The organism is Plantibacter sp. LMC-P-059a (genome assembly GCF_030209505.1).
Lineage (GTDB): Bacteria > Actinomycetota > Actinomycetes > Actinomycetales > Microbacteriaceae > Plantibacter.
Genome location: NZ_JARVRZ010000008.1, coordinates 16152 through 38812 on the forward strand (window position 1 = coordinate 16152; position 22661 = coordinate 38812).

Annotated in this window: 17 protein-coding genes; 9 read left to right on the forward strand and 8 right to left on the reverse strand. The window is 69.4% G+C overall.

The window, feature by feature from the left end; translation table 11 throughout:
* From QRN27_RS17310 to QRN27_RS17320, 3 genes are all read left to right on the forward strand, one after another.
* Nucleotides 1-849, forward strand: coding sequence for a DUF4194 domain-containing protein (locus QRN27_RS17310; RefSeq protein ID WP_285043284.1), 849 nt, complete (start codon nt 1-3; stop codon nt 847-849).
* The gene (locus QRN27_RS17315) at nt 846-4232 is read left to right on the forward strand and encodes an ATP-binding protein (RefSeq protein ID WP_285043285.1); all 3387 of its coding nucleotides are present in this window, start codon (nt 846-848) and stop codon (nt 4230-4232) included. The genes QRN27_RS17310 and QRN27_RS17315 overlap by 4 nt, the downstream gene beginning before the upstream one ends.
* A 69-nt stretch (nt 4233-4301) precedes the next feature.
* A complete protein-coding gene (locus tag QRN27_RS17320; protein WP_285043286.1) occupies nt 4302-4643 on the forward strand; it encodes a hypothetical protein in 342 nt (113 codons plus the stop codon).
* A gap of 19 nt (nt 4644-4662) precedes the next feature.
* On the opposite strand, the gene QRN27_RS17325 is transcribed toward QRN27_RS17320, so the two are convergent.
* The 3 genes from QRN27_RS17325 to zapE all read right to left on the reverse strand — a co-directional run bounded on the left by QRN27_RS17325 (nt 4663) and on the right by zapE (nt 7811).
* Entirely contained in the window at nt 4663-5229 is a 567-nt protein-coding gene (locus tag QRN27_RS17325) for a type II toxin-antitoxin system PemK/MazF family toxin (RefSeq protein ID WP_285043287.1), read from the reverse strand.
* A gap of 113 nt (nt 5230-5342) precedes the next feature.
* Nucleotides 5343-6572, reverse strand: coding sequence for an ammonium transporter (locus QRN27_RS17330; protein ID WP_194669981.1), 1230 nt, complete (start codon nt 6570-6572; stop codon nt 5343-5345).
* 198 nt (nt 6573-6770) lie between these two features.
* Complete coding sequence (gene zapE / locus QRN27_RS17335) at nt 6771-7811, reverse strand: cell division protein ZapE (RefSeq protein ID WP_285043288.1); 1041 nt, start codon at nt 7809-7811, stop codon at nt 6771-6773.
* A 158-nt stretch (nt 7812-7969) separates the two neighbouring features.
* On the opposite strand from zapE, the gene QRN27_RS17340 reads away from it, so the two are divergent.
* The gene (locus QRN27_RS17340) at nt 7970-8872 is read left to right on the forward strand and encodes a sulfurtransferase (RefSeq protein WP_194669980.1); all 903 of its coding nucleotides are present in this window, start codon (nt 7970-7972) and stop codon (nt 8870-8872) included.
* Nucleotides 8873-8972: 100 nt separating this feature from the next.
* Nucleotides 8973-9407 carry a SufE family protein gene (locus tag QRN27_RS17345; RefSeq protein WP_056005898.1) on the forward strand — a complete coding sequence of 145 codons (435 nt, stop codon included), beginning with the start codon at nt 8973-8975 and terminating at the stop codon, nt 9405-9407.
* A gap of 64 nt (nt 9408-9471) precedes the next feature.
* Here the strand turns inward: QRN27_RS17345 and QRN27_RS17350 are convergent, their stop codons facing one another.
* Nucleotides 9472-10731 (reverse strand): alpha/beta hydrolase family protein, encoded by a 1260-nt coding sequence (locus QRN27_RS17350; RefSeq protein ID WP_285043289.1) that lies wholly within the window; start codon nt 10729-10731, stop codon nt 9472-9474.
* 25 nt (nt 10732-10756) lie between these two features.
* Here QRN27_RS17350 and QRN27_RS17355 point away from each other — a divergent pair, with 25 nt between their 5' ends.
* The 4 genes from QRN27_RS17355 (at nt 10757) to QRN27_RS17370 (ending at nt 16014) form a co-directional block, all read left to right on the forward strand.
* Nucleotides 10757-11353, forward strand: a complete 597-nt coding sequence (locus QRN27_RS17355) for a DUF3000 domain-containing protein (RefSeq protein WP_056005904.1) — start codon at nt 10757-10759, stop codon at nt 11351-11353.
* 22 nt (nt 11354-11375) lie between these two features.
* The gene (locus tag QRN27_RS17360; RefSeq protein ID WP_502929545.1) at nt 11376-12593 is read left to right on the forward strand and encodes an HRDC domain-containing protein; all 1218 of its coding nucleotides are present in this window, start codon (nt 11376-11378) and stop codon (nt 12591-12593) included.
* A 73-nt stretch (nt 12594-12666) separates the two neighbouring features.
* The gene (locus QRN27_RS17365; RefSeq protein WP_056005907.1) at nt 12667-13872 is read left to right on the forward strand and encodes a thiolase family protein; all 1206 of its coding nucleotides are present in this window, start codon (nt 12667-12669) and stop codon (nt 13870-13872) included.
* The gene (locus QRN27_RS17370; RefSeq protein ID WP_285043290.1) at nt 13873-16014 is read left to right on the forward strand and encodes a 3-hydroxyacyl-CoA dehydrogenase NAD-binding domain-containing protein; all 2142 of its coding nucleotides are present in this window, start codon (nt 13873-13875) and stop codon (nt 16012-16014) included.
* Nucleotides 16015-16119: 105 nt separating this feature from the next.
* On the opposite strand, the gene QRN27_RS17375 is transcribed toward QRN27_RS17370, so the two are convergent.
* The 4 genes from QRN27_RS17375 to acnA all read right to left on the reverse strand — a co-directional run bounded on the left by QRN27_RS17375 (nt 16120) and on the right by acnA (nt 22454).
* Nucleotides 16120-17097 carry an aldo/keto reductase gene (locus QRN27_RS17375; RefSeq protein WP_285043291.1) on the reverse strand — a complete coding sequence of 326 codons (978 nt, stop codon included), beginning with the start codon at nt 17095-17097 and terminating at the stop codon, nt 16120-16122.
* Nucleotides 17094-17477, reverse strand: a complete 384-nt coding sequence (locus QRN27_RS17380; RefSeq protein ID WP_285043292.1) for a MerR family transcriptional regulator — start codon at nt 17475-17477, stop codon at nt 17094-17096. Before QRN27_RS17380 ends, QRN27_RS17375 begins: the two co-directional genes overlap by 4 nt.
* A gap of 55 nt (nt 17478-17532) precedes the next feature.
* Nucleotides 17533-19497, reverse strand: coding sequence for a 1-deoxy-D-xylulose-5-phosphate synthase (gene dxs / locus QRN27_RS17385; RefSeq protein WP_285043293.1), 1965 nt, complete (start codon nt 19495-19497; stop codon nt 17533-17535).
* A gap of 143 nt (nt 19498-19640) precedes the next feature.
* Nucleotides 19641-22454, reverse strand: a complete 2814-nt coding sequence (gene acnA / locus QRN27_RS17390) for an aconitate hydratase AcnA (RefSeq protein WP_285043295.1) — start codon at nt 22452-22454, stop codon at nt 19641-19643.
* Nucleotides 22455-22661 lie beyond the last annotated feature (207 nt).

Here is a 22661-nt window from a genome sequence, read left to right on the forward strand (position 1 = left end):
ATGACCATCGAATCGGAACCCAACCTCAGTGGATCGGCCGATGCGGCGACCGACGGCGACCTCGCAGCCGTCCCGGTCGCGACGCCGGACCGTCCCTCGGACGCCGAGTCGTTCGCGCTCTTCGAGGGCGACGAAGGTCGACTCGACGCCGCTCAGCGCCGCGCGCTGGTCGCCCTGCTGAAGCACCGGTACGTCAGCCCGGCGCTGCAACCGGCGGAGTGGCGGACCATCCTCGAGTCGGAGGCCCTCCTCGGGTCGCGGCTGAACGAACTGTTCCTGGAACTCCAGGTCGACCGGTCCGCCGAGGTCGCCTTCAAACGCCAGGCCGGCTCCGAGAGCGGCCGGCGTCCGTTCCCGACGCTGCTCCACGACACGAGCTACAGTCGCGAGGAGACGATCCTGCTCGTCTACCTGCGCACCCGCTTGCGCACCGAACTCGCGAACGGCGCTCGCGCCGCCATCGTGGAGCACGACGAGCTCCTCGGCTTCGTCGCGAGCTTCCGCCCCGAGCACGCCACCGACCGGGCCCGCGACGACGGCCGGGTGGAGCGCGCGATCGAGAAGCTGCTGACCGCCCGTGTGCTCCTCCGCACCAAGGACGCCCGTCGTCATCGCATCGCCTCCGTCGTCGAGACGCTCCTCCCGCTCGAACGCCTCCAGGAACTGCTCGAGTGGCTGGAGACACAGACGCCCACGGCCGATGCACCGCAGCCCGAGCAGGAGCCGGACACGCCGTCCGGTCCGGAGGCAGCAGCCACCGACGGAGACGACGACGCCGAACCCGACGAGGACGACCCGGACGACCTGGCTCGGGAGACCGCGTCACGACCAGGAGAGGACGGACGATGAGCCGCCCCACCGACACCGACACCCTGCTCGACCTCGTCGAGCAGTGGCGCATCGAGCGCATGCAGCTCATCAACTGGGGTGGGTTCGACGGGTACCGCTCGGTCGACTTCGCCTCACGGGCGACGCTCATCTCCGGCGCGTCCGGCACCGGCAAGAGTTCTCTCATGGACGCGTACCTCGCGGTCATGATGCCGTCGGACGTCCCGTTCAACGGGGCGTCGAACGATGCGGCCGTGGGACGAGCGCGCAACCCGGACCAGCGGAACCTGCTGACCTATCTGCGCGGCAAGGTCGACTCGGCCAGGGATCCGCAGACCGGCGCCATGCGCGACATCAACCTCCGTGGATCTGAGCAACTCACCTGGGGCGCCGTCGCGGTCACCTTTGTCAACGACGACGACCGGCGGTTCACCGTCGTCCGCGCGTACCTTGTCCCTCGACGCGCGCTCCGCACCGGCGACCTGTCGATGACGATGGCGACCGTCGACGGACCCTTCGACCTCACCGAGCTCGAGGCGTTCGTCCCCAAGCGGTTCGACGCCGGCGAGCTCCAGGGTCGGATCCCGGGGTTCGTCGTCCGTGACACCTACGCGGAGCTGTCCTACACGTTGCACACCCGCCTCGGCATCGGAGCCGGCGGTGACGGCGGCCGTGCGATGCGGTTGTTGGCGCGTATCCAGGCCGGGCAGCACCTGCCCACGGTCGACGGGCTGTACAAGTCGATGGTGCTGGAGCGACCGAGCACCTATGAGGCGGCCGATCGCGCGCTCTCCCACTTCGAAGCGCTCGACGAGGCGTACCTCGCCATGGAGACCGAGAGCCGTAAGGCGCGGGTCCTGGATCGGCTCGGCGAACTCCGCCGGGACTACGAGGACGGACACCGGGCCGCAGCCGAACTCGAGCGGCTCGGCTTCGCTGAAGACGGCGAAACGCCCTTCGCCGTGTGGCGCAGTCGCGCGCACGAGGCATTGCTCGACGAGGCCGTCTCTCGGAACCGCCGGGAGAAGCTCGCCGCCGGTGCGACCCTCGAGGCGGCTCGAGCCAGGGCGACCGCCGCCGGGGTCCGAGTGCGGGAGCTCGAACGCCAGGTGTCCGAGCAGGGCGGGAGTGCGCTGCGCCGGGCGGAGGAACGTCGCGAGGCGGCGGAAGCGGCCCACGCCGAGGCGGTCCGGGCGCGAGCCCTGTTCGACGAGCGGACCGAACCCCTCGACGAACCACTCCACGATGAGGCCTCGTTCGTGGCGGCGCTCAGCCGCAGCGAGGAGTTCCTCGACGACGACGACGCGGCGCTCGAGGCCATCGAGGCCGAACGCGCCGAGCTCCACCGCGAAGCGTTCCCGCTCGAGGAGCGGAACACCGAACTCCGGCTCGAGCTGCAGTCCCTCCGTGGTCGCGACGGCGCGGTCCCCGATCGACTCCACCGCGCGCGGCTCGCGCTGGCCGAAGCCGCCGGACTCGATCCGGAGCAGCTGCCGTTCGTCGCGGAGCTCATCGACGTGGCGCCGACGCACGCCGCCTGGCGTCCGGCGATCGAGGTCACCCTGCACGGACTCGCCAGGACGGTACTGGTCGACGAGGACCACCTCGACGCGTTCGGGCGGGCGATCGACGCGGTGCGGATCCCGGTCCGCCTGCAGTTCGAGGGGGTGCCGCTCGGCGCGACCACGGCCCCGGCGCCGGGTGACCCCGCCTTCGTCTCAGGCCGCGTCACCTACAAGGCCTCGCCGTTCAGCGCCTGGGTCGAGCAGCGGGTGACGTCGGACCGCATCGACGCCCGATGCGTCGACTCGCCGTCACAGCTCTCGGGAGGTGGCCGACGGGTCACGGCCAGCGGGCAGCTGCGCGACGGACGTCGTGGCTCACACGGCGATCCCGGTGGCGCACCGATCCTCGGCTTCACGAACGAGGCACGGATCGCTTCCATCGAGTCCGAGATGGCCGAGCTCCGCGGGCGACTCGAGCTCATCGCCGGTCGCCAGGCCGCCGTCCAGCGGCGCCTGGCGGGCCGGGAGGCGGAGCGTGCCGCCCACCGCTACCGCCTCGACAGCGAGTGGTCACGGATCGACGTCGACGGAGCCGCAGCGCGTCGGGATGCCGCCGCGGCGGACCTCGAACGTCTGCTGGACGCCAGCGACGTGCTGCAGGAGCTGCAGGGTTCGGTGACGGCCGCCCAGCGCGAACTCGATGCCGCGAACGCCGAGCGGTTCCCCGCCGAGGACCGCGTCCGACGCCTGGACGAGGAACACGGTTCGCTCGTCGACCAGCAGGACGCGGCGACGACCGTGATCGACCGCTTCGAGCGTTCCGACGTCGACGAGGTCTCGGCCGATGACGTCGAACGCATCGAGGCCGCCCTCGCCGCCGTGGGCGGCGTCCCGTCCCTGGCCGGCTTCGGGGACGCGATGAAACGGCTCCGCACCCGTCTCGGTGACGAGCTGAGCGCTGCCGTCCGCCTGGCGGAGCAGGCCGCCCTCGCGCAGGTCCACGTGTTCGAGCACTACCAGTCGATCTGGCACGACCCCAACCTCGGCACGACGCTCGAGTCCTACGGGGACTACCGTGCCATCCTCGACGGCATCCTCGGCACCGGCCTGCCCGAGCGCCGGCAGGAGTGGCGCCGCCGGTTGTCCCAGTGGAGCGGCGAGGACCTGGTCCCGCTCAGCAGCGCGTTCGACAGCGCTGTCGAGGAGATCGAGGACCGGCTCGTCCCCGTCAACGACATCCTGCGCGACCTCCCGTTCGGGCCCGCCCACGACCGGCTGAAGATCGTCCTCCGCCGGGTGCACCGCGAGGAGGCCGCCGCCTTCCGACGAGAGCTCCGGGCGCTCTCCGGCGAGGTGACCGCCGAACTCGACGACGACGCCCTGGAGGGTCGGTTCCAGCGCCTGCGCCGCTTCATGGAGTCGATGCGGGACACCGCTGCCACCTCGAGTTCTGCGTCCACCCGCGACCAGGTGCTCGACGTCCGTCGACACGTCGAGATCACCGCCGTGCGGTACGACACGTCCGGCCGCGATGTGAGCGTCTACTCCTCGCTCGGCGACAAGAGTGGTGGCGAGACCCAGGAGCTCGTCGCGTTCATCGTCGGTGCCGCTCTGCGCTACCAGCTCGGTGATGAGGACCGGCCTCGGCCGCGGTTCGCGCCCGTCCTGCTCGACGAAGGCTTCATCAAGGCGGACTCGGAGTTCGCCGGCCGGGCCGTGGTCGCCTGGCTCCGTCTCGGATTCCAGCTCGTGATCGGCGCCCCGCTCGACAAGGTGACGGCGCTCGAGCCCTACATGGACCGACTCCTGTCCATCCGGAAGGACCCGGAGACACGACACGCCTGGGTGGCGGAGATCGAACGTGCCGAGCCCGTCGAGCCGCTCGAACAGATCGGGTGACCCGGGGGTGGGGCGGCGACCGCCTGCACTCGACTTGACTTCGGGTGGAATCGAACATATGTTCGAACCATGCCGGATCCGAGTGCTGCATCGCGCGTCGCGGCCCCGCCGATCCGCATCGGCGAGGCCGAGTGGATCATCATGCGCGAAGAACCGGACCGGCCTGCCGCGCTGGTGAAGTACTTCGCTCCGAGCGGAGCGCCGGCGTACTTCCGGTGCGTCTCGTGGGCGCCGCGTTCAGCGGATCGCCGACTGATCGGCCGCTTCGCGACGCTCGCGGAGGCGGAGCGAGCCGTGCCCGTCGGCCGACGGACGGCTCCGTCGCCGAAGCCGGCCACGGCCGATGATCCGTGGGAACACGGCCAGGTGCCGTGGGACGCCGCGCCTCGTCGGAGCGACCGCTACGCCTGAACCGTGCGGCTCGCGGTCGTCAGCGCCATCCGTATCGCGCACGCAAGGCCGCGGCGACCCGGCTGAAGCGGTCGCGAGGGACCTGCGCCGCCTCTCGCCGCATCCCGTCGGGGTGGACGTGGAACACCCGGTCGAGGTTCGCCCAGCTCGGGCGGCCGGCACTGTCCCAGGCGCCGGAGCCGAGCGGGACGAAGTCGCCCTCCTGCGAGTGGTCCTTGCTCGTCAACTGCACCGCGAGCACCCGGCCGCCGGTCGACCGAGCCACGATGAGGACCGGGCGGTCCTTGCCGCGCCCGTCGCGCTCCTCGTACGGGACCCAGGTCCAGACGATCTCCCCCGGGTCGGGATCGCCGTCGACGACCGGCGCGTACTCGAGCGAGACGCCGCGGACAGCCCGCGGATCCACTTCCACCGTCGCGTTCGGACCGGTCCGTCCCGGTGTGGCGGTCGTGGTCGCGGTGGAGGCGTACGTCGTGGCCGGGGCGGACGAGCGGCGAGCCGTGCGAGCGGCGCTCGAGGCGGCGCTCGTCGACGGGCCGAGGAGGGCACCCGCCACCCGGCGGAGGATCGAGACGAAGGTTGGCACGCCGTCACCCTACCGTCCGCCGCCTGGCCGTCGGTCCTGGCCCACGGCCTGCAACGCGGAGTGGGTGCCGTCCAGCTGGACGACACCCACTCCGTGGTGCACGGCGATGCGCGTCAGTCGACGAGGGCGTACCCCTCTTCGCCGTGCACGGAGGTGTCGACGCCGGCGATCTCGTCTTCGTTCTTGACGCGGAAGCCGATCGTCTTCTCGATCGCGAAGCCGATGATGAAGGCCACGACGAAGGAGTAGACGAGGACGGCGAAGGCGGCGATGGCCTGGACCGCGAGCTGCTCGATGCCGCCGCCGACGAAGAGGCCCGTCCCGGTGGCGAAGAAGCCGAGATACAGCGTGCCGATGAGGCCACCGACGAGGTGGATGCCGACGACGTCGAGCGAGTCGTCGAAGCCGAGCTTGAACTTCAGCTCGACGGCGATGGCGCAGACGGCGCCGGCCACGATGCCGAGCAGCAGCGCCCAACCCGGAGTCAGGTTCGCGCACGCCGGGGTGATGGCGACGAGACCCGCGACGGCACCGGATGCGGCGCCCACCGAGGTCGCCTTGCCGTCCTTGAACTTCTCGACGACGATCCAACCGATGATGGCGGCCGCGGTCGCCCCGACGGTGTTGACGACGATGAGTCCGACGTTCGCGAGTTCGTTCAGCCACTCCGCACCGGCGTTGAAGCCGAACCAGCCGAACCACAGGATGGCCGCGCCGAGGAGGGTGAGCGGCACGTTGTGCGGCTTCGTGATGCCCTTCTGGAAGCCGATGCGCTTGCCGAGGACCAGCGCGAGGGCGAGGGCCGCGGCTCCGGCGTTGATGTGCACCGCGGTTCCACCTGCGTAGTCGATGACGCCGATGCCGGCGTCCTCGCCGAACAGCGTCGTGCCGAGGTTCATGATCCAGCCGCCGCCCCAGACCCACGCGGCGATCGGGAAGTAGGCGATGGTCGCGAAGAGGCCGGCGAAGATCATCCAGGAGCCGAACTTCGCGCGGTCGGCGATGGCGCCGGAGATGAGGGCGATCGTGATGATCGCGAAGGTGGCGCCGTAGGTCGCTCCCACGAGGTCGGTGTTCGCCGTCTCGCCGCTCGCGAGCGCGGTCATCCCGAAGTCGGAGAACGGGTTGCCCGCGAACTCCAGTGGGCTGCCGACGGCCGACATGTTGAAGCCGTAGAGGATCCACAGCACGCTGATGAGGCCCAGTGCGCCGAAGCTCATCATCATCATGCTGACGACGCTCTTCGCCTTCACGAGGCCGCCGTAGAAGAATGCGACGCCGGGGGTCATGAACAGCACCAGAGCGGTGGCCGTGACTCCCCAGGCGATACTGCCTGTATCCATTGGATCTTCCTCACACATCGTGGTCTTGCAACGGGTTACCGAGACGGTGAGGGCCGGCTGAGCTCGATCCGACCGTCCGACTCGGTACAGCGACCAGTCTGGGGAACGGAGGTTTCGGCGCGACGGTCAGCGTGTTTCCGATGTGTTACGCGAGCGCCGCTCAGGTAAACAGCGTGTTTCCTGACCCGGCGGGACCGGTCATTCCATCGAGGTGAGGGCGATCATGCGCGACATCGCCCGCAGGTACTTCTTGCGGTAACCACCGTTCAGCATGTCGCCGCCGAAGACCTCGTCCAGGGCGGCCCCGGTCGTGACGATGGGGATCTGGGCGTCGTACACGCGGTCGATGAAGGCGACGAGGCGCAGCGCCTGGCCCTGGTCGGTGAGGACGTGCACCTCGCGGAGCGCGATGACGTCGACCCCCTCGAGCAGTCCGATGAACCGGGAGGGATGCACGGCCGCGAGATGGGTGATGAGCTCGTCGAAGCCGTCGACGGTGACGTGGCGCCCGGCGGCTGCGGCGTCCGCGACGCGTTCGTCGAACCGCTCGTCGGAACTCACGACCGCGTGTCCCTCGATGCTGCGGCGGCGGTAGTCGGTCCCGTCGATGCGCAACGTCTCGAAGTTGGCGCTGATGGCCTGGATCTCGCGGAGGAAGTCGGCTGCGGCGAAGCGGCCTTCGCCGAGGGCGTTCGGCGGCGTGTTGGAGGTCGCCGCGATCCGGGTGCCGGTCGAGACGAGTTCGCCGAGCAGTCGGGTCATCACCATGGTGTCGCCCGGGTCGTCGAGCTCGAACTCGTCGATGCAGATGAGGGTGGCACCGCTCAGTTCGGCGACCGTCGCCGCGTACCCGAGCGCGCCGACGAGTGCGGTGTACTCGATGAAGGTGCCGAAGTACTTCTTCCGACCGGGTGCGTCGTGCCAGAGCGCCGCCAGCAGGTGGGTCTTGCCGACACCGAAGCCGCCGTCGAGGTAGACGCCGGGTTTGGCCTTCGGTTCCTTGGACTTCCGTCGGCCGAAGAAGCCGCCTCCGCCGCCGGCCTGCGGAGCGAAGAAAGCGCGCAACTGTTCGACGGCGGCCGCCTGGCCCGGGAAGTCGGGATCGGGACGGTACGAGTCGAAGCTCGCCTCGTGGAACTGTCGCGGCGGCGTCAGGCTGGCGACGATCTCGGCTCCGCTGACCGCCGGATTGCGGTCCGTGAGGCTGCGGTGCCCGGTCGGGACGGAGGACGTGGTCACGGCAAACCTCTGGCTCTGAGTCTGGTGCAGGGTTACGGCGTCTGACGGATCGGTGCGGGGCGACGGCCCGGACGGCGTACTGTCGAAGGGACAGGCTTCCAGCCTAGATGCACGACACCCGAGCCCCATCGCAGCCAGCTGCACGACCGGAGGTACCCATGACCGTCGACGCCGATTCGACCTCGACCAAGTTCGCCGCCTACGCCCACCCCGAGCGCCTCGTCACGGCGGATTGGCTTGAAGCGCACCTGGGCGAACCGGGGCTCGTCGTCGTCGAGTCCGACGAGGACGTGTTGCTGTACGAAGCCGGTCACATCCCGGGTGCGGTGAAGATCGACTGGCACACGGACCTCAACGACCCCGTCGAGCGCGACTACATCGACGGGGCCGCCTTCGCGGAACTGCTCGGCTCCCGAGGGATCTCCCGCGACGACACGATCGTCGTCTACGGCGACAAGAACAACTGGTGGGCCGCGTACGCGCTCTGGGTGTTCAGCCTCTTCGGACACGAGGACGTCCGCCTGCTCGACGGCGGGCGCGACAAGTGGATCGCGGACGGCCGGGCGATCACCCGCGACGTCGCCGACCGCGAGGCGACCACCTACCCCGTCGTGGAGCGCGACGACTCGAAGCTCCGCGCCTACAAGGACGACGTGCTCGCGCACCTCGGGAAGCCGCTCATCGACGTGCGCTCCCCCGAGGAGTACAGCGGCGAGCGGACGACCGCTCCCGCCTACCCCGAGGAGGGTGCGCTCCGCGCCGGGCACATCCCGAGTGCCCAGAGTGTCCCGTGGGGCAAGGCCGTGGCCGAGGACGGCACGTTCCGACCGGTCGAGGAGCTGGACGCGATCTACCGGGACGGGGCCGGTCTGGCCGAGGGCGACGAGGTGATCGCCTACTGCCGCATCGGCGAGCGGTCGAGCCACACCTGGTTCGTGCTGCAGCACCTCCTGGGCTTCGACGACGTCCGCAACTACGACGGCTCGTGGACGGAGTGGGGCAGCGCCGTGCGGGTGCCGATCACGCAGGGCTCCGAGCCCGGTGCGGTGCCGACGCGCTGAGTGCGTTTCCCCAGAGTGCGCCTTCCCTGACCGCCCTCCGAGACCCGTCCACGGCTCGGAGGGCGGTTCCGCGTCCGGCGGCTGCGATACTGGAGGAACCATGACCGATGCCCTCCTCGCCCCGAACCTCGCCGAGATCCGCGACGAATTCCTCGCCGTCGAGGAACGATCCCGGCTCCAACTGCTGCTCGAGTTCAGCGACGAGTTGCCGCCGCTGCCCGAGCGCTACCGCGACCACCCGGACCTCATGGAACGCGTGCTCGAGTGCCAGGCACCCGTGTTCTTCTTCATCGAGGTCGATGAGGACGGGATCGTGCACCTGTTCGCCACGGCACCGGAGGAAGCACCGACGACGCGTGGTTTCGCGAGCATCCTGGTCCAGGGGCTCGAGGGCTTGACGGTCGACGAGGTGCTCGCCGTCCCGGACGACTTCCCGCAGATGATCGGGCTGTCGCGTGCGGTCTCCCCGCTCCGGCTGCGAGGGATGTCGGCACTCCTCGGACGCGCCAAGCGTCGCCTCCGCGAGTTCGCCTGACGGTGCCGCCGCCGCTCGCTCGTCGAGGCGGCAGACGCCGGCCGGAATTCGCGCGAACGACCCCTCAGTGCCCGGGCGGGAGCGGCACGATCTCGTCGAGCCAGTCCGACACCGCCGCGGTCCAGCGCTCCGGGTCGTAGTTCCAGAGCTTCGTGTGTCTGGCGACGGTGAACGGGACGAAGGTCACGATGTCCGGCCGGGCGAGCGCGAGGGCCCTCGACGGTCCGGCCGGGACGTATCCGTCGTCGTCGCTGTGCATCAGGAGGATGGGCAGCGCCAGGTCGGCGGCGTTGGCGACGTAGTCGAGCCTGGCGAGGTCGATGCTCGTCGCTTGTCCGGTGAGGAATCTCCCCCACCGACGGCTGATGGCGAGCAACGCGACGCGCCCCACCACGCTGGGGATGCGGTTCTCCCGGGCCTGGTGCTGCAGGACGTCCACCCAGTCGATGACCGGTGAGTCGAGGGCGACGGCACGGATCAGCTCGGGGTGCGTCGTCCGGCGTGAGGCCTGCAGCACGATGGCACCGCCCATGGACCATCCCATGAGGACCACGTCGGCGGCACCCTGTTCGCGCACCCAGCCGATCGCCGCGTCGACGTCCCGCCACTCCTCGTCGCCGAGGGCGTATCGGAAGTCGAGTGCCGGCGGTGCGTCCCCGTCGTTCCGGTAGGAGACGAGGAGGCAGGAGTATCCGGCGTTCCGGAAGCTGGGCACGGCCCGCAGGGCTTCGGACCGGGTGGTCCCCCGACCGTGCACGAGGACTGCCCACCGCGTCGACGGGCCCTCCTCCGGATGGATCGCCCACGCCGGGGCGGGGCCGAGCGGTGTCGGTACGAGCACGTCCTCCGCGGCGAGTCCCAGTTCGTCGGGCCGCCGGAAGAACCACCCGCTGAACTCGGCCTCCTGACCGACCCGGAGCGCGTCGACGTCTCCGCCGAGCAGCGTGCGGACGACGGTGTGCTGGCGCATCTCGACGATGTCGCCCAGTTGCACGTAGGCGGCCCGCCGGGTGACCCAGCTGCCGTACCGGCCGGGGACCACGGTGTCCGGGGTCGCGACCAGTTCCAGCGTCCCCGCCTCTCGATCGAGCGCGAGGATGCGCGCCTCGCTCGGTCGGTCGCGGGCGGGCACCACGACCTTCCGAGCGATGGTCGCCACGATCGCGAGCCCCAGGGCGCCGACGGCGGCCGTCGCACCACCCGCGATCAGGACCGCGTCGGTGACCGGTGAACGTCGTCGACGGACCTCGCTGATCGTCGATCCAAGACCGCCCGTCCGCGACCCGGGTCCGCGTCTCCGCCCGGCGTGCCTCTGCCCATTCATCGGGATGTAACTCTAGTCTTCAGTCGTGGTAGAGAGTCCGACGACGGCAAAGGTTCCCGAAGAGTTCGCCCGAGCGGTGGACGCTGTTCGCGCGGCTGCCGTCCGACCCGATCTGCGGGTCACGGAGATCCCCGCCCCGAGCAACCTCGCGCCGTTCGCGATCGCCCTCGCGGCGGACGTCTCGCCGAGTCGACACGACGCGGACTCGGACCTCGGCACGGGACGTTTCGTGCTCCTCTACGACCCGGAGGGCTCGGAGGCCTGGGGTGGTCGGTTCCGCGTCGTCTGCTTCGCGCAGGCGCCGCTGGAGACCGAGATCGGCCTCGACCCCTTCCTCGCCGACGTCGCCTGGTCCTGGCTCGTCGACGCATTGGACACCCGGGGTGCCGCCTACCAGGCCGCCTCGGGGACGGCGACGAAGATCATCTCGAGCGGGTTCGGCGAACTGGCTCGCCAGGGCGACGGCGCCCAGATCGAGCTCCGGGCCTCGTGGACGCCGCTCGAGAGCGACGTCGCGGCGCACGTGGAAGGATGGGGAGAGCTGCTGTGCATGCTCGCCGGCTTGCCTCCGACCACCGAAGGGGTGTCCCTGTTGTCCGTCAAACGAGCTCACCGTGAGTGACGCGGCCCCCGAACCAGCACCGCTGCTCGACCCACCCGCGCCCAGCGGACCACGGATCGTCACCGACACCCGCGAGGCCTACCTCGCCTCGCTCGAGGTCCTCGCAGCCGGGAACGGCCCGTTCGCGCTCGACGCCGAGCGTGCTTCCGGGTACCGCTACTCCCAGCGTGCCTACCTCATCCAGGTCTACCGCCGCGGCGCGGGCGTGTTCCTGTACGACCCGCCGGCGATCGGCTCCATGGCCGAGCTCGGCGAGCTGATCCAGGGTGAGCGGTCGATCCTCCATGCCGCGAGTCAGGACCTCGCCTGTCTCCGCGAGGTGGGCGTCGATCCGAGTGAACTCTTCGACACCGAACTCGGTGCGCGGCTGCTCGGACTGCCGCGGGTCGGACTCGGCGCCGTGGTCGAGGAGCTGCTGGGCATCCACCTGGCCAAGGAGCACTCCGCGGCCGACTGGTCGACCCGTCCACTGCCTGCCGCCTGGCTCGAATACGCGGCGCTCGACGTCGAACTCCTCGTGGACGCCGCAGAGGAACTGGCAGCCCGGATCGAGGAGGCCGGCAAGAGCGACATCGCCCGTCAGGAGTTCGAGGCGACCCTCGCGCGCGAGGCCAAAGCGCCCCGGGCTGAACCGTGGCGTCGGCTCTCCGGACTCCACGCCGTCCGCGGGCAGCGGAACCTCGCGGTCGCCCGAGAGCTGTGGCTCGCCCGTGACGCCCTCGCGCAGCGCCGCGACACCGCACCGGGTCGCCTCATCCCCGATGCGTCGATCACCGCCGCCGCGAAGGTGAACCCGGCGTCGAAGCGCGACCTCGCGGCACTCTCCGACTTCCGAGGTCGTGCGAGCCGCACGGAGCTCGACCTGTGGTGGAATGCGATCCACACGGGCCAGACCACCGAGGACCTGCCCGGCGCCCGCCCGAGCAGCGACACGCTCCCTCCCCCGCGCAGCTGGTCCGACAAGAACCCGGAGGCGCACGCCAGGTACACCGCGGCCCGGACGCGGATCCTCGTGACGGCGGAGTTCCTGACGATGCCCGTCGAGAACCTGCTCACCCCCGAGACGCTGCGCCGCCTGGCGTGGTCGCCGCCCGAGCCGCTCTCCGTCGAAGCGGTCGCCGCGGCCCTTGCGGAGCACGAGGCTCGGCCGTGGCAGATCGATGCGACGGCACGCGCGATCACCGACGCCTTTGTGGAGTCGGCCCAATCGCTCGAGGAGCCTGCCCCGGACGCTTCGTAGGAAGCGTTGCACCAGGACGCCGGCACGCGTCCGCCGCCTAGGATCGGGGCGTACCCGAGAATGAGGAGGCAACGTGGCCGAACAAGCCGACGTCGTATTCGTTGATGGAGTCCGGACACCGTTCGGACGAGCCGGCGAAAAGGGCATGTACTGGAACACCAGGGCCGACGATCTGATCGTCAAGGCGATCATCGGATTGCTCGAACGTCACCCTGGTCTGCCACTCGACCGGATCGACGAGGTGGCCATCGCCGCCACGACCCAGCAGGGTGACCAGGGACTCACGCTCGGCCGGACCGCTGCGCTGCTCGCGGGCCTGCCGAAGTCCGTCCCCGGCTTCGCGATCGACCGCATGTGCGCCGGGGCGATGACCTCGGTCACCACTCTCGGCAGCGGCATCGCGTTCGGTGCCTACGACCTGGTCCTCGCCGGCGGTGTCGAGCACATGGGCCGCCACCCGATGGGGCTCGACGCCGACCCGAACCCCCGCTTCCTCGCCGAGCGACTCGTGAGCGAGGACGCGCTGAACATGGGCAAGACGGCGGAACGCATCCACGACCGGTTCCCGCACCTGACGAAGGAACGCTCCGACCGCTTCGGCATGCGGAGCCAGCAGAAGGTCGCGGCGGCCTATGAGGCGGGACGCCTCCAGCCGGACCTCATCCCGGTCGCCCTCCGGAGCGACAGCGGTTGGGGACTCGCCACGAGCGACGAAGGTCTGCGGCCCGAGACCACCATGGAGGGTCTCGCCGGACTGAAGACGCCGTTCCGGCCCCACGGCCGCGTCACGGCCGGCAACGCCTCGCCGTTGACCGACGGGGCGACCGTGAGCATGCTCGCGAGCGCCGACACGGCCAAGGAGCTGGGCCTCACGTCGAAGATGCGGCTCGTCAGCTTCGCCTTCGCCGGTGTCGAACCGGAGATCATGGGCATCGGCCCCGTCCCGTCCACCGAGAAGGCCCTGCGCAAGGCGGGGCTCTCCATCGACGACATCGGTCTGTTCGAACTGAACGAAGCGTTCGCCGTCCAGGTGCTCTCCTTCCTCGACCACTTCGGCATCGACGACGAAGACCCGCGGGTGAACCCGTGGGGCGGCGCGATCGCCGTCGGACACCCGCTCGCGGCGTCCGGCGTGCGGCTCATGATCCAGCTCGCCGCGCAGTTCGCCGAGCACCCCGAGGTGCGGTACGGACTCACCGCCATGTGCGTCGGGCTCGGCCAGGGTGGCACCGTGATCTGGGAGAACCCGCACTTCACCGGCAAGAAGGGACGCAAGTAGATGACCGACTACACGACCATCGACTTCTCGGAACTCGTCGCGATCAGCGGCGACGACGAGGTCGTCACCCGCTCGTACGTCAAGGACGTCACGATGGCGAGCGGGCGCACGATCGCGCTCATCACCCTCGACAACGGACGCGACCACACCCGGCCGAACACCCTCGGCCCGGTGACCCTGCTCGAACTCGACGGGGTCATCGAGGCGCAGCGGACGCGTGCCGACGCCGGCGAGATCGACGGCGTCGCCATCACGGGCAAGCCGTTCATCCTCGCGGCGGGCGCCGACCTGAGCAAGGTCGGCGACATCCCGTCCCGGGCGGTGGCCACGAAGCTCGCCCAGCTCGGCCACCACGTGTTCGGCAAGCTGGAGGACCTCGGCGTCCCGACGTTCGTCTTCATCAACGGGCTCGCGCTCGGTGGCGGCCTCGAGATCGGCCTCAATGCGAACTACCGCACCGTCGACGCCTCCGCTCCCGCGATCGCCCTCCCCGAGGTGTTCCTCGGGCTCATCCCCGGGTGGGGTGGCGCCTACCTGCTCCCGAACCTGATCGGCATCGAGAACGCACTCAACGTCGTCATCTCGAACCCGCTCAAGAACAACCGGATGCTCAAGGCGCAGGACGCGCTCGCCTACGGCATCGCCGACGTCATGTTCCCCGCCGCCACCTTCCTCGAGGACTCGTTGCGCTGGGCCGACGGCGTGCTCGGTGGCACGGTGACCGTGCAGCGCAAGAACGTGCCGGGCAAGGTGGAGCGGACGATCAAGTGGCCGCTCGCCATCAGCACCGCCCGCAAGATGCTCGAGAGCAAGATCGGCACCGTCGCGAAGTCGCCCTACGCGGCCCTCGACCTGCTCGAGGCCGCCCGCAGCGGCACGAAGGCACAGGGGTTCGAGCGAGAGGACCGGGCGCTGTCCGAGCTCATCGTCGGCGACCAGTTCCAGGCGAGCATGTATGCGTTCGACCTCGTGCAGAAGCGCGCCAAGCGGCCCGCGGGCGCACCGGACAAGCAGCTCGCGCGGCGGGTCACGAAGGTCGGCATCATCGGTGCCGGGCTCATGGCCAGCCAGTTCGCGCTGCTCTTCCTCCGACGTCTGCAGGTCCCGGTCGTCATCACCGACCTCGACCAGGGGCACGTGGACGCCGGTGTCGCGCGGATCCACGGCGAGATCGACACCCTCCGCGAGAAGGGTCGCATCTCCCCCGACGAGTCGAACCGCCTGAAGGCGCTCCTGTCCGGAACCACGGACAAGGCCGACTTCGCGGACTGCGACTGGGTCATCGAGGCCGTCTTCGAGGAGGTCGGGGTCAAGCAGAGCGTTTTCGCCGAGGTCGAGCAGTACGTCTCGGAGCAGACGGTCCTCGCGACGAACACCTCGTCGCTCTCCGTCGAAGAGATCGGTGCCAAGCTGGCGCACCCCGAGCGGCTCGTCGGCTTCCACTTCTTCAACCCGGTGGCCGTCATGCCACTGCTGGAGGTGGTGAAGACGCCGCAGACCGACGACGAGACGCTCGCGACGGCCTTCGCCACGGCGGCGAAGCTCAAGAAGAGTGCGATCCTCACCGCCGACGCACCCGGCTTCATCGTCAACCGGCTCCTCGCGAAGGTGATGGGCGAGGCGGCTCACGCGCTCGACGCCGGCACCCCGGTGCTGACCGTCGAACGCGCCTTCGCGCCCATCGGCCTCCCCATGACGCCGTTCCAGCTCATCGACCTCGTCGGGTGGAAGGTCGCCGCCCACGTGCAGGACACGATGGTCGGCAAGTTCCCGGACCGCTTCTTCGCCTCGGAGAACCTGCACCGCCTGGCCGCGCTGGACTCGGTCGTCGAGAAGGACAAGGGCGGCAAGGTGACGGGCTTCACGAAGCAGGCGCAGAAGGTGCTCGTCACGGGCGATGCGCCGCTCTCGGAAGCGGAGATCCTGCGTCGGGTCGAGGACGGCCTCGCGTCGGAGATCAAGCTCATGCTGGACGAGGGCGTCGTCGCAGCGGCACAGGACATCGACCTCGGTCTCATCCTCGGGGCCGGCTGGCCGTTCCAGGACGGTGGGGCGACACCGTACCTCGACCGTGTGGGTGCCAGTGAGCGCGCCTTCGGCGATACCTTCCACCACCCGCCCATCCGCGGCGTCCAGGCGTAGTCCGCGCGGTCTCACGAGAGCGGGGTGTCGTCCACCGATGGTGGACGACACCCCGCTCTCGTGGTGGCGGCTCGCGCGAGGCCGGCGCTCGATGCCGGCCGGAGCTCAGCGGTTGACGGTCGTCATGTCCGGATACCGGTCACCCGCCGGGAGGCGGAGTGCGTCGAGTCGAGCGAGCGCGTCGGACGACAGCGTGAGTCCGTCGGCGCCGAGGTTCTCCTCGAGGTACGGGATCCGCTTCGTGCCCGGGATCGGCGCGATGTCGTCGCCCTGGGCCAGCAACCAGGCGAGCGCCACCTGGGCCGGTGTCGCATCGAGGGATGCGGCGATCCGGTCGACCTCCTCGACGATCGCGATGTTCGCAGCGAGGTTCTCCCCCGTGAAGCGCGGGTTCGCACGACGGAAGTCGGTTTCGTCGAGCACGTCGAGCGATCGGATCGTGCCGGTGAGGAAGCCTCGTCCGAGCGGCGAGTACGGCACGAAACCGATACCCAGCTCACGGACCGTCGGCAGGATCTCCGCCTCGGGGTCGCGGCTCCACAGTGAGTACTCCGTCTGCAGCGCGGTGATCGGGTGCACGGCGTGTGCACGCCGGATCGTGTCCGGGGCCGCCTCCGACAGGCCGATGTACCGGATCTTGCCCTCGGTGACGAGCTCCGAGAGCGCACCCACCGTCTCCTCGATGGGCACGCCCGGGTCCACGCGGTGGAGGTAGTAGAGGTCCACGACGTCGGTCTTGAGCCGGCGCAGCGATCCCTCGATCGAGAGGCGCACGTTCGCAGCGCTGCCGTCGGCACCGGGCTCCCCGTCGCTCGAATTGCGGATCGTGCCGAACTTGGTCGCGAGCGTCACCTCGTCCCGGCGCGAGCCGAGTGCAGCTCCGAGCAGTTCCTCGTTGAGGTACGGCCCGTACATCTCGGCGGTGTCGAAGAAGGTGACGCCGAGGTCCAAGGCACGATGGATCGTCGCGGTCGACGCCGCGTCGTCGAGTGCGGCCCCGGTGTAGAAGGCGGACATCCCCATGCAGCCGAGGCCGATCCGGGCGATGTCTGGTCCGGCAGTGCCGAGTGTGATGTGCTTCATCGTGTTGCCACCTGTTCTGTATAGAGTTCGATCTTGCGATCGATGACCTCCAGCGACTGCTGCATCTCCTCGAGGCGGGCCAGGAACGAGATCCGATGCCGCAGCAGCAGCTCGAGTCTCGCATCGGCGGTGTCGTCGCCGCGTGCGGCCAACTCCGTATAATTACGGAGCGTCGCGATCGGCATGCCCGTCGATCGGAGCCTCGTGAGGAACACGACCCAGGACACGTCGCCGTCGGTGTAGCGGCGGTGCGTCGATGAGCTGCGACCGATCGGACGCGGCATGAGCCCGGCTCGTTCGTAGTACCGGAGCGTGTGGACGCTCAGCCCGGTGCGGTCGGCGACGTCGGAGATGGCGTAGCCCTCGTGGAGAGTGGTCATGTCCACACGATACGACTTCGAGTGCACTCGAAGTCAAGCGCGTCGCGGTCCGCGATCAGGCGCCGTGCGGCCCGGTCGTGCTCCGCTCCGACGACGCGTCGTTGTCGGAGCGGTCGCCGGGCAGTGGTCGGGCGACGGGGATGCGACTCCCGAGGACCTGCGCCACCACGTCTCGGGCGATCTGTTGCGCGGTGAGGCCTGCGTCCTCGAGGATCTCCTCTCGGGACGCGTGGTCGATGAACTCGTCCGGCACACCGAGTTCGTCGACGGCCGTGTCGACGCCGGCCTCGCGGAGGGTCTGCCTGATGCGCGTGCCGATACCTCCGACCCGGATACCGTCCTCGATGGTGATCACGAGCCGATGTGCCGCCGAGAGCCCGATGAGGGACTCGGCGACTGGGACCACCCAGCGGGGGTCGACGACGGTCGCGCCGATGCCCTGCTGGGCCAGGCGGTCCGCCACGTCGATCGCGATGGGCGCCATCGGACCGACGGCGACGATGAGGACGTCCGGCTGCTCGGTCGTCCGGAGGACGTCGACGCCGTCGTGCAGACGCTCGACGGCCGGGAGTTCTGCGGGAGCGCTGCCCTTCGGGAACCGGACGACCGTCGGAGCGTCGTCGATGGCGACGGCCTCGCGGAGCTCCTCCCGCAGCCGCTCACCGTCGCGCGGGGCGGCGATCCGGATGCCGGGGACGACCTGCAGGATGGCGAGGTCCCAGATGCCGTGGTGGCTCGGACCGTCGGGACCGGTCACCCCGGCGCGGTCGAGCACGATCGTGACCCCGGCCCGGTGCAATGCGACGTCCATGAGCAATTGGTCGAAGGCCCGGTTCACGAACGTCGCGTACACGGCCACCACCGGGTGCAGGCCACCGAAGGCGAGCCCTGCGGCAGAGGTGAACGCATGCTGCTCGGCGATCCCGACGTCGTGGACCCGCTCCGGGAAGCGTTCGGCGAAGGCGTGGAGCCCGACCGGCCTGAGCATGGCCGCGGTGATCGCGACCACGCGGTCGTCAGCCTCGGCCACCGCGAGCATCTCCTCGCTGAAGACGGCCGTCCAGGACGGCCGTGCCGACGCCCCGACCGGTTCCCCGGTCTCGGGGTCGATCACGCCGACAGCATGGAACTGATCGGCGTCGTCGTCTCGAGCCGGCTGGAACCCGCGGCCCTTCTCGGTGATCGCGTGGACGATGACGGGCGCGCCGTAGTGCTTCGCCTGCGTCAGCGCCTCCTCCATGGCGTGGAGGTCGTGGCCGTCGACCGGGCCGATGTACTTGATGTCGAGGTTGGAGTAGAGCGCCTCGTTGTTCGTGAGGCGGGACAGGAACCCGTGGGCGCCTCCGCGGACGCCCCGGTAGATGGCGCGACCGGGTGCCCCGAGCAGGTTGAAGGCGCGCTGGCTGCGCTCTCGCAGGTCGCGGTACGTCCGGCGGGTGCGGACGCCGCTCAGGAAGCGGGCCATGCCGCCGATCGTCGGCGCGTAGGAGCGCCCGTTGTCGTTCACGATGATGACCAGCCGGCGCGTGTTGTCGTCGCTGATGTTGTTGAGCGCCTCCCACGTCATCCCACCGGTGAGGGCTCCATCGCCGACGACGGCGACGACGTGCCGTTCGTCCTGCCCGGTCATCTGGAACGCGCGGGAGATGCCGTCCGCCCAGCTGAGGGAACTCGACGCGTGGGAGCTCTCGACGATGTCGTGCTCGGACTCGGAGCGCTGCGGGTAGCCGGCGAGGCCACCACGGGTCCGGAGCCCGGAGAACTCCTGGCGGCCGGTCAGGAGCTTGTGCACGTACGACTGGTGACCGGTGTCGAACACCATCGGATCCGTCGGAGAGTCGAACACCCGGTGCATCGCGATCGTGAGTTCGACGACGCCGAGGTTCGGCCCGAGGTGCCCGCCGGTCTTGGAGACGTTGGCGATGAGGAAGGCACGGATGTCTCCGGCGAGTTCGACGAGTTCCGCCTCCGTGAGGCGGTCGAGGTCCCGTGGGCCGTTCACCTGATCGAGCACTGTCACGCTGTCGTCCCTCCACCGTGGGCCTCCCGATCGCTCGGAGCCCGTCGTTCGAGTGTACGCGTCGTGGGCGGGGTGGGCGGCGAACGCCGCAGGCCGGCCCCGACGGTTGCTGTCGGGACCGGCCTGGTGGTAGAACCTCGGCGTCAGACGAGGCTGCGGAGCACGTACTGCAGGATGCCGCCGTTGCGGTAGTAGTCCGCCTCGCCCGGGGTGTCGATGCGGACGACCGCGTCGAACTCGACGGTCTCCTTGCCGGGAGCCGAGTGCTCGCTCGGAGCAGCCGTCACGCGGACCGTCTTCGGCGTGGTGCCGTTGTTGAGTTCCTCGAGGCCGGCGATCGAGACGACCTCCGTGCCGTCGAGACCGAGGGACGACCAGCTCTCACCGGCCGGGAACTGCAGGGGTACGACACCCATGCCGATGAGGTTCGAGCGGTGGATCCGCTCGAAGCTCTCGGTGATGACCGCCTTGACGCCGAGGAGGCTCGTGCCCTTCGCCGCCCAGTCGCGGGAGGAACCGGAGCCGTACTCCTTGCCACCGAAGATGACGAGGGGCGTGCCCTCGGCCTGGTAGTTCTGCGACGCGTCGTAGATGAAGGACTGCGGTGCGTCGGCCTGCGTGAAGTCGCGGGTGTAACCGCCCTCCACGCCGTCGAGCAGCTGGTTCTTCAGGCGGATGTTCGCGAACGTGCCGCGGATCATGACCTCGTGGTTGCCGCGGCGCGAGCCGTAGGAGTTGTAGTCCTTGCGTCCGACGCCGTGCTCGTCGAGGTACCGACCTGCGGGCGAGTCGGCCTTGATGTTGCCGGCCGGGCTGATGTGGTCGGTCGTGACCGAGTCGCCGAGCTTCGCGAGGACGCGAGCGCCGACGATGTCGGAGACGGGAGTCGTCTCCATCGTCATGCCGTCGAAGTACGGGGGCTTCCGCACGTACGTCGACTGCTCGTCCCACTCGAAGGTCGAGCCCTCGGGGGTCTGGAGCGAACGCCAGCGCTCGTCGCCGTCGAAGACGCCGCTGTACTCGTGGTCGAACATCTCCTTGTTGATGGAGGAGTCGATCGTGTCCTGGACCTCGGCCGCGTCGGGCCAGATGTCCTTCAGGAAGATGTCGTTGCCGTCGGCGTCGACACCCAGGGCGTCGACCTCGAAGTCGAAGTTCATCGATCCGGCGAGGGCGTAGGCGATGACGAGCGGCGGGCTCGCCAGGTAGTTCATCTTCACGTCGGGGTTGATGCGCCCCTCGAAGTTGCGGTTACCCGAGAGCACCGCGGTGACGGCGAGGTCGTTGTCCTGGACGGCGGTCGAGATCTCGTCGAGCAGCGGACCGGAGTTGCCGATGCAGGTCGTGCAGCCGTAGCCGACGGTGTAGAAGCCGAGGTCCTCGAGGTACTCGGTGAGGCCTGCCTTCGCGTAGTAGTCGGTGACGACCTTGGAACCCGGGGCGAGCGTGGTCTTGACCCACGGCTTCGCCTTCAGGCCCTTCTTGCTGGCGTTGCGGGCCAGGAGGCCGGCGGCCAGCATGACCGACGGGTTCGAGGTGTTCGTGCACGAGGTGATCGCCGCGATGGCGACGGCCCCGTGGTCGAGGGTGAAGTCGACCCCGTTCTCCTCGAGCCTGACCGACGTCGGCTTGGACAGCGACTTCGGCGCGTGGCTGCGGCGGGTGTGGTGGTGCTGGTTGTCCTCGTCCTGCGGCGTCGTGCCGGCGGGGTCGGATGCGGGGAACGAGTCGGCGCCGACGAGGTCGACGATGTCGTGCTCGACGGAGGCGTAGTCCACCAGGTCGCGCTCGAACTGCGACTTCGCGTCGCTCAGCTCGATGCGGTCCTGGGGGCGCTTCGGGCCGGCGATCGACGGGACGACCGTCGCGAGATCGAGCTCGAGGTACTCGCTGAACGCGGGCTCGACGTCGGCATCGTGCCAGAGCTTCTGGGTCTTGGCGTAGGCCTCGACCAGGGCGATCTGCTCCTCGCTGCGGCCGGTGAGGCGCAGGTAGTCGAGCGTGACGTCGTCGATCGGGAACATGGCGGCGGTCGAACCGAACTCGGGGCTCATGTTGCCGATGGTGGCGCGGTTGGCCAGCGGAACCTCAGCGACACCGGCACCGTAGAACTCGACGAACTTGCCGACGACACCGTGCTTGCGGAGCATCTGCGTGATCGTCAGCACGACGTCGGTCGCCGTGACACCGGTCGGGATCGAGCCGTTGAGCTTGAAGCCGACGACCTTCGGGATGAGCATGGAGACCGGCTGACCGAGCATCGCTGCCTCGGCTTCGATGCCGCCGACGCCCCAGCCGAGCACGCCGAGGCCGTTGACCATGGTGGTGTGGGAGTCGGTGCCCACGCAGGTGTCGGGGTAGGCGCGGAGGACGCCGCCGACCTCGCGGGTCATGGTGACGCGCGCCAGGTACTCGATGTTCACCTGGTGCACGATGCCGGTTCCCGGCGGGACGACCTTGAAGTCGTCGAACGCGGTCTGGCCCCAACGGAGGAACTGGTACCGCTCGCCGTTGCGCTCGTACTCGAGTTCGACGTTGCGCTCGAGGGCGTTCTCGCTGCCGAAGAGGTCGGCGATGACGGAGTGGTCGATCACCATCTCGGCCGGGGCGAGCGGGTTGATCTTGTCTGCCGAGCCACCGAGGGCCTCGACGGCCTCACGCATGGTGGCGAGGTCGACGATGCAGGGGACGCCGGTGAAGTCCTGCATCACGACGCGGGCCGGCGTGAACTGGATCTCGGTGTCGGGCTCGGCGGTCGGGACCCACTCCCCGATGGCGCGGATGTGCGCGTCGGTGATGTTGGCGCCGTCCTCGGTCCGCAGCAGGTTCTCGAGGAGCACCTTCAGGCTGAACGGCAGCTTCTCGTGGCCCTCCACCGTGTCGATGCGATAGATCTCGTAGTCGGTCGTCCCGACAGTCAGGGTGTCTTTCGCCCCGAAGCTGTTCACGGTGGACATAACGTCTTCTCCTTCATTGGCGGCGGCGAGTACTCACGTGCGTTGCGACCAATCTTGCTTCGGCCGGGGTCTCCGGGGCTAGCAAGGCTTGCCTAACTACAGGGTCGGAGTCGTCGTGTCATCTCTACACCGCGCATATATCTTGATGTCGAGACAATTCTAGCACCGCGACGTCGCGATCCCGGACAGCACGAGAGCCCGGTGCCG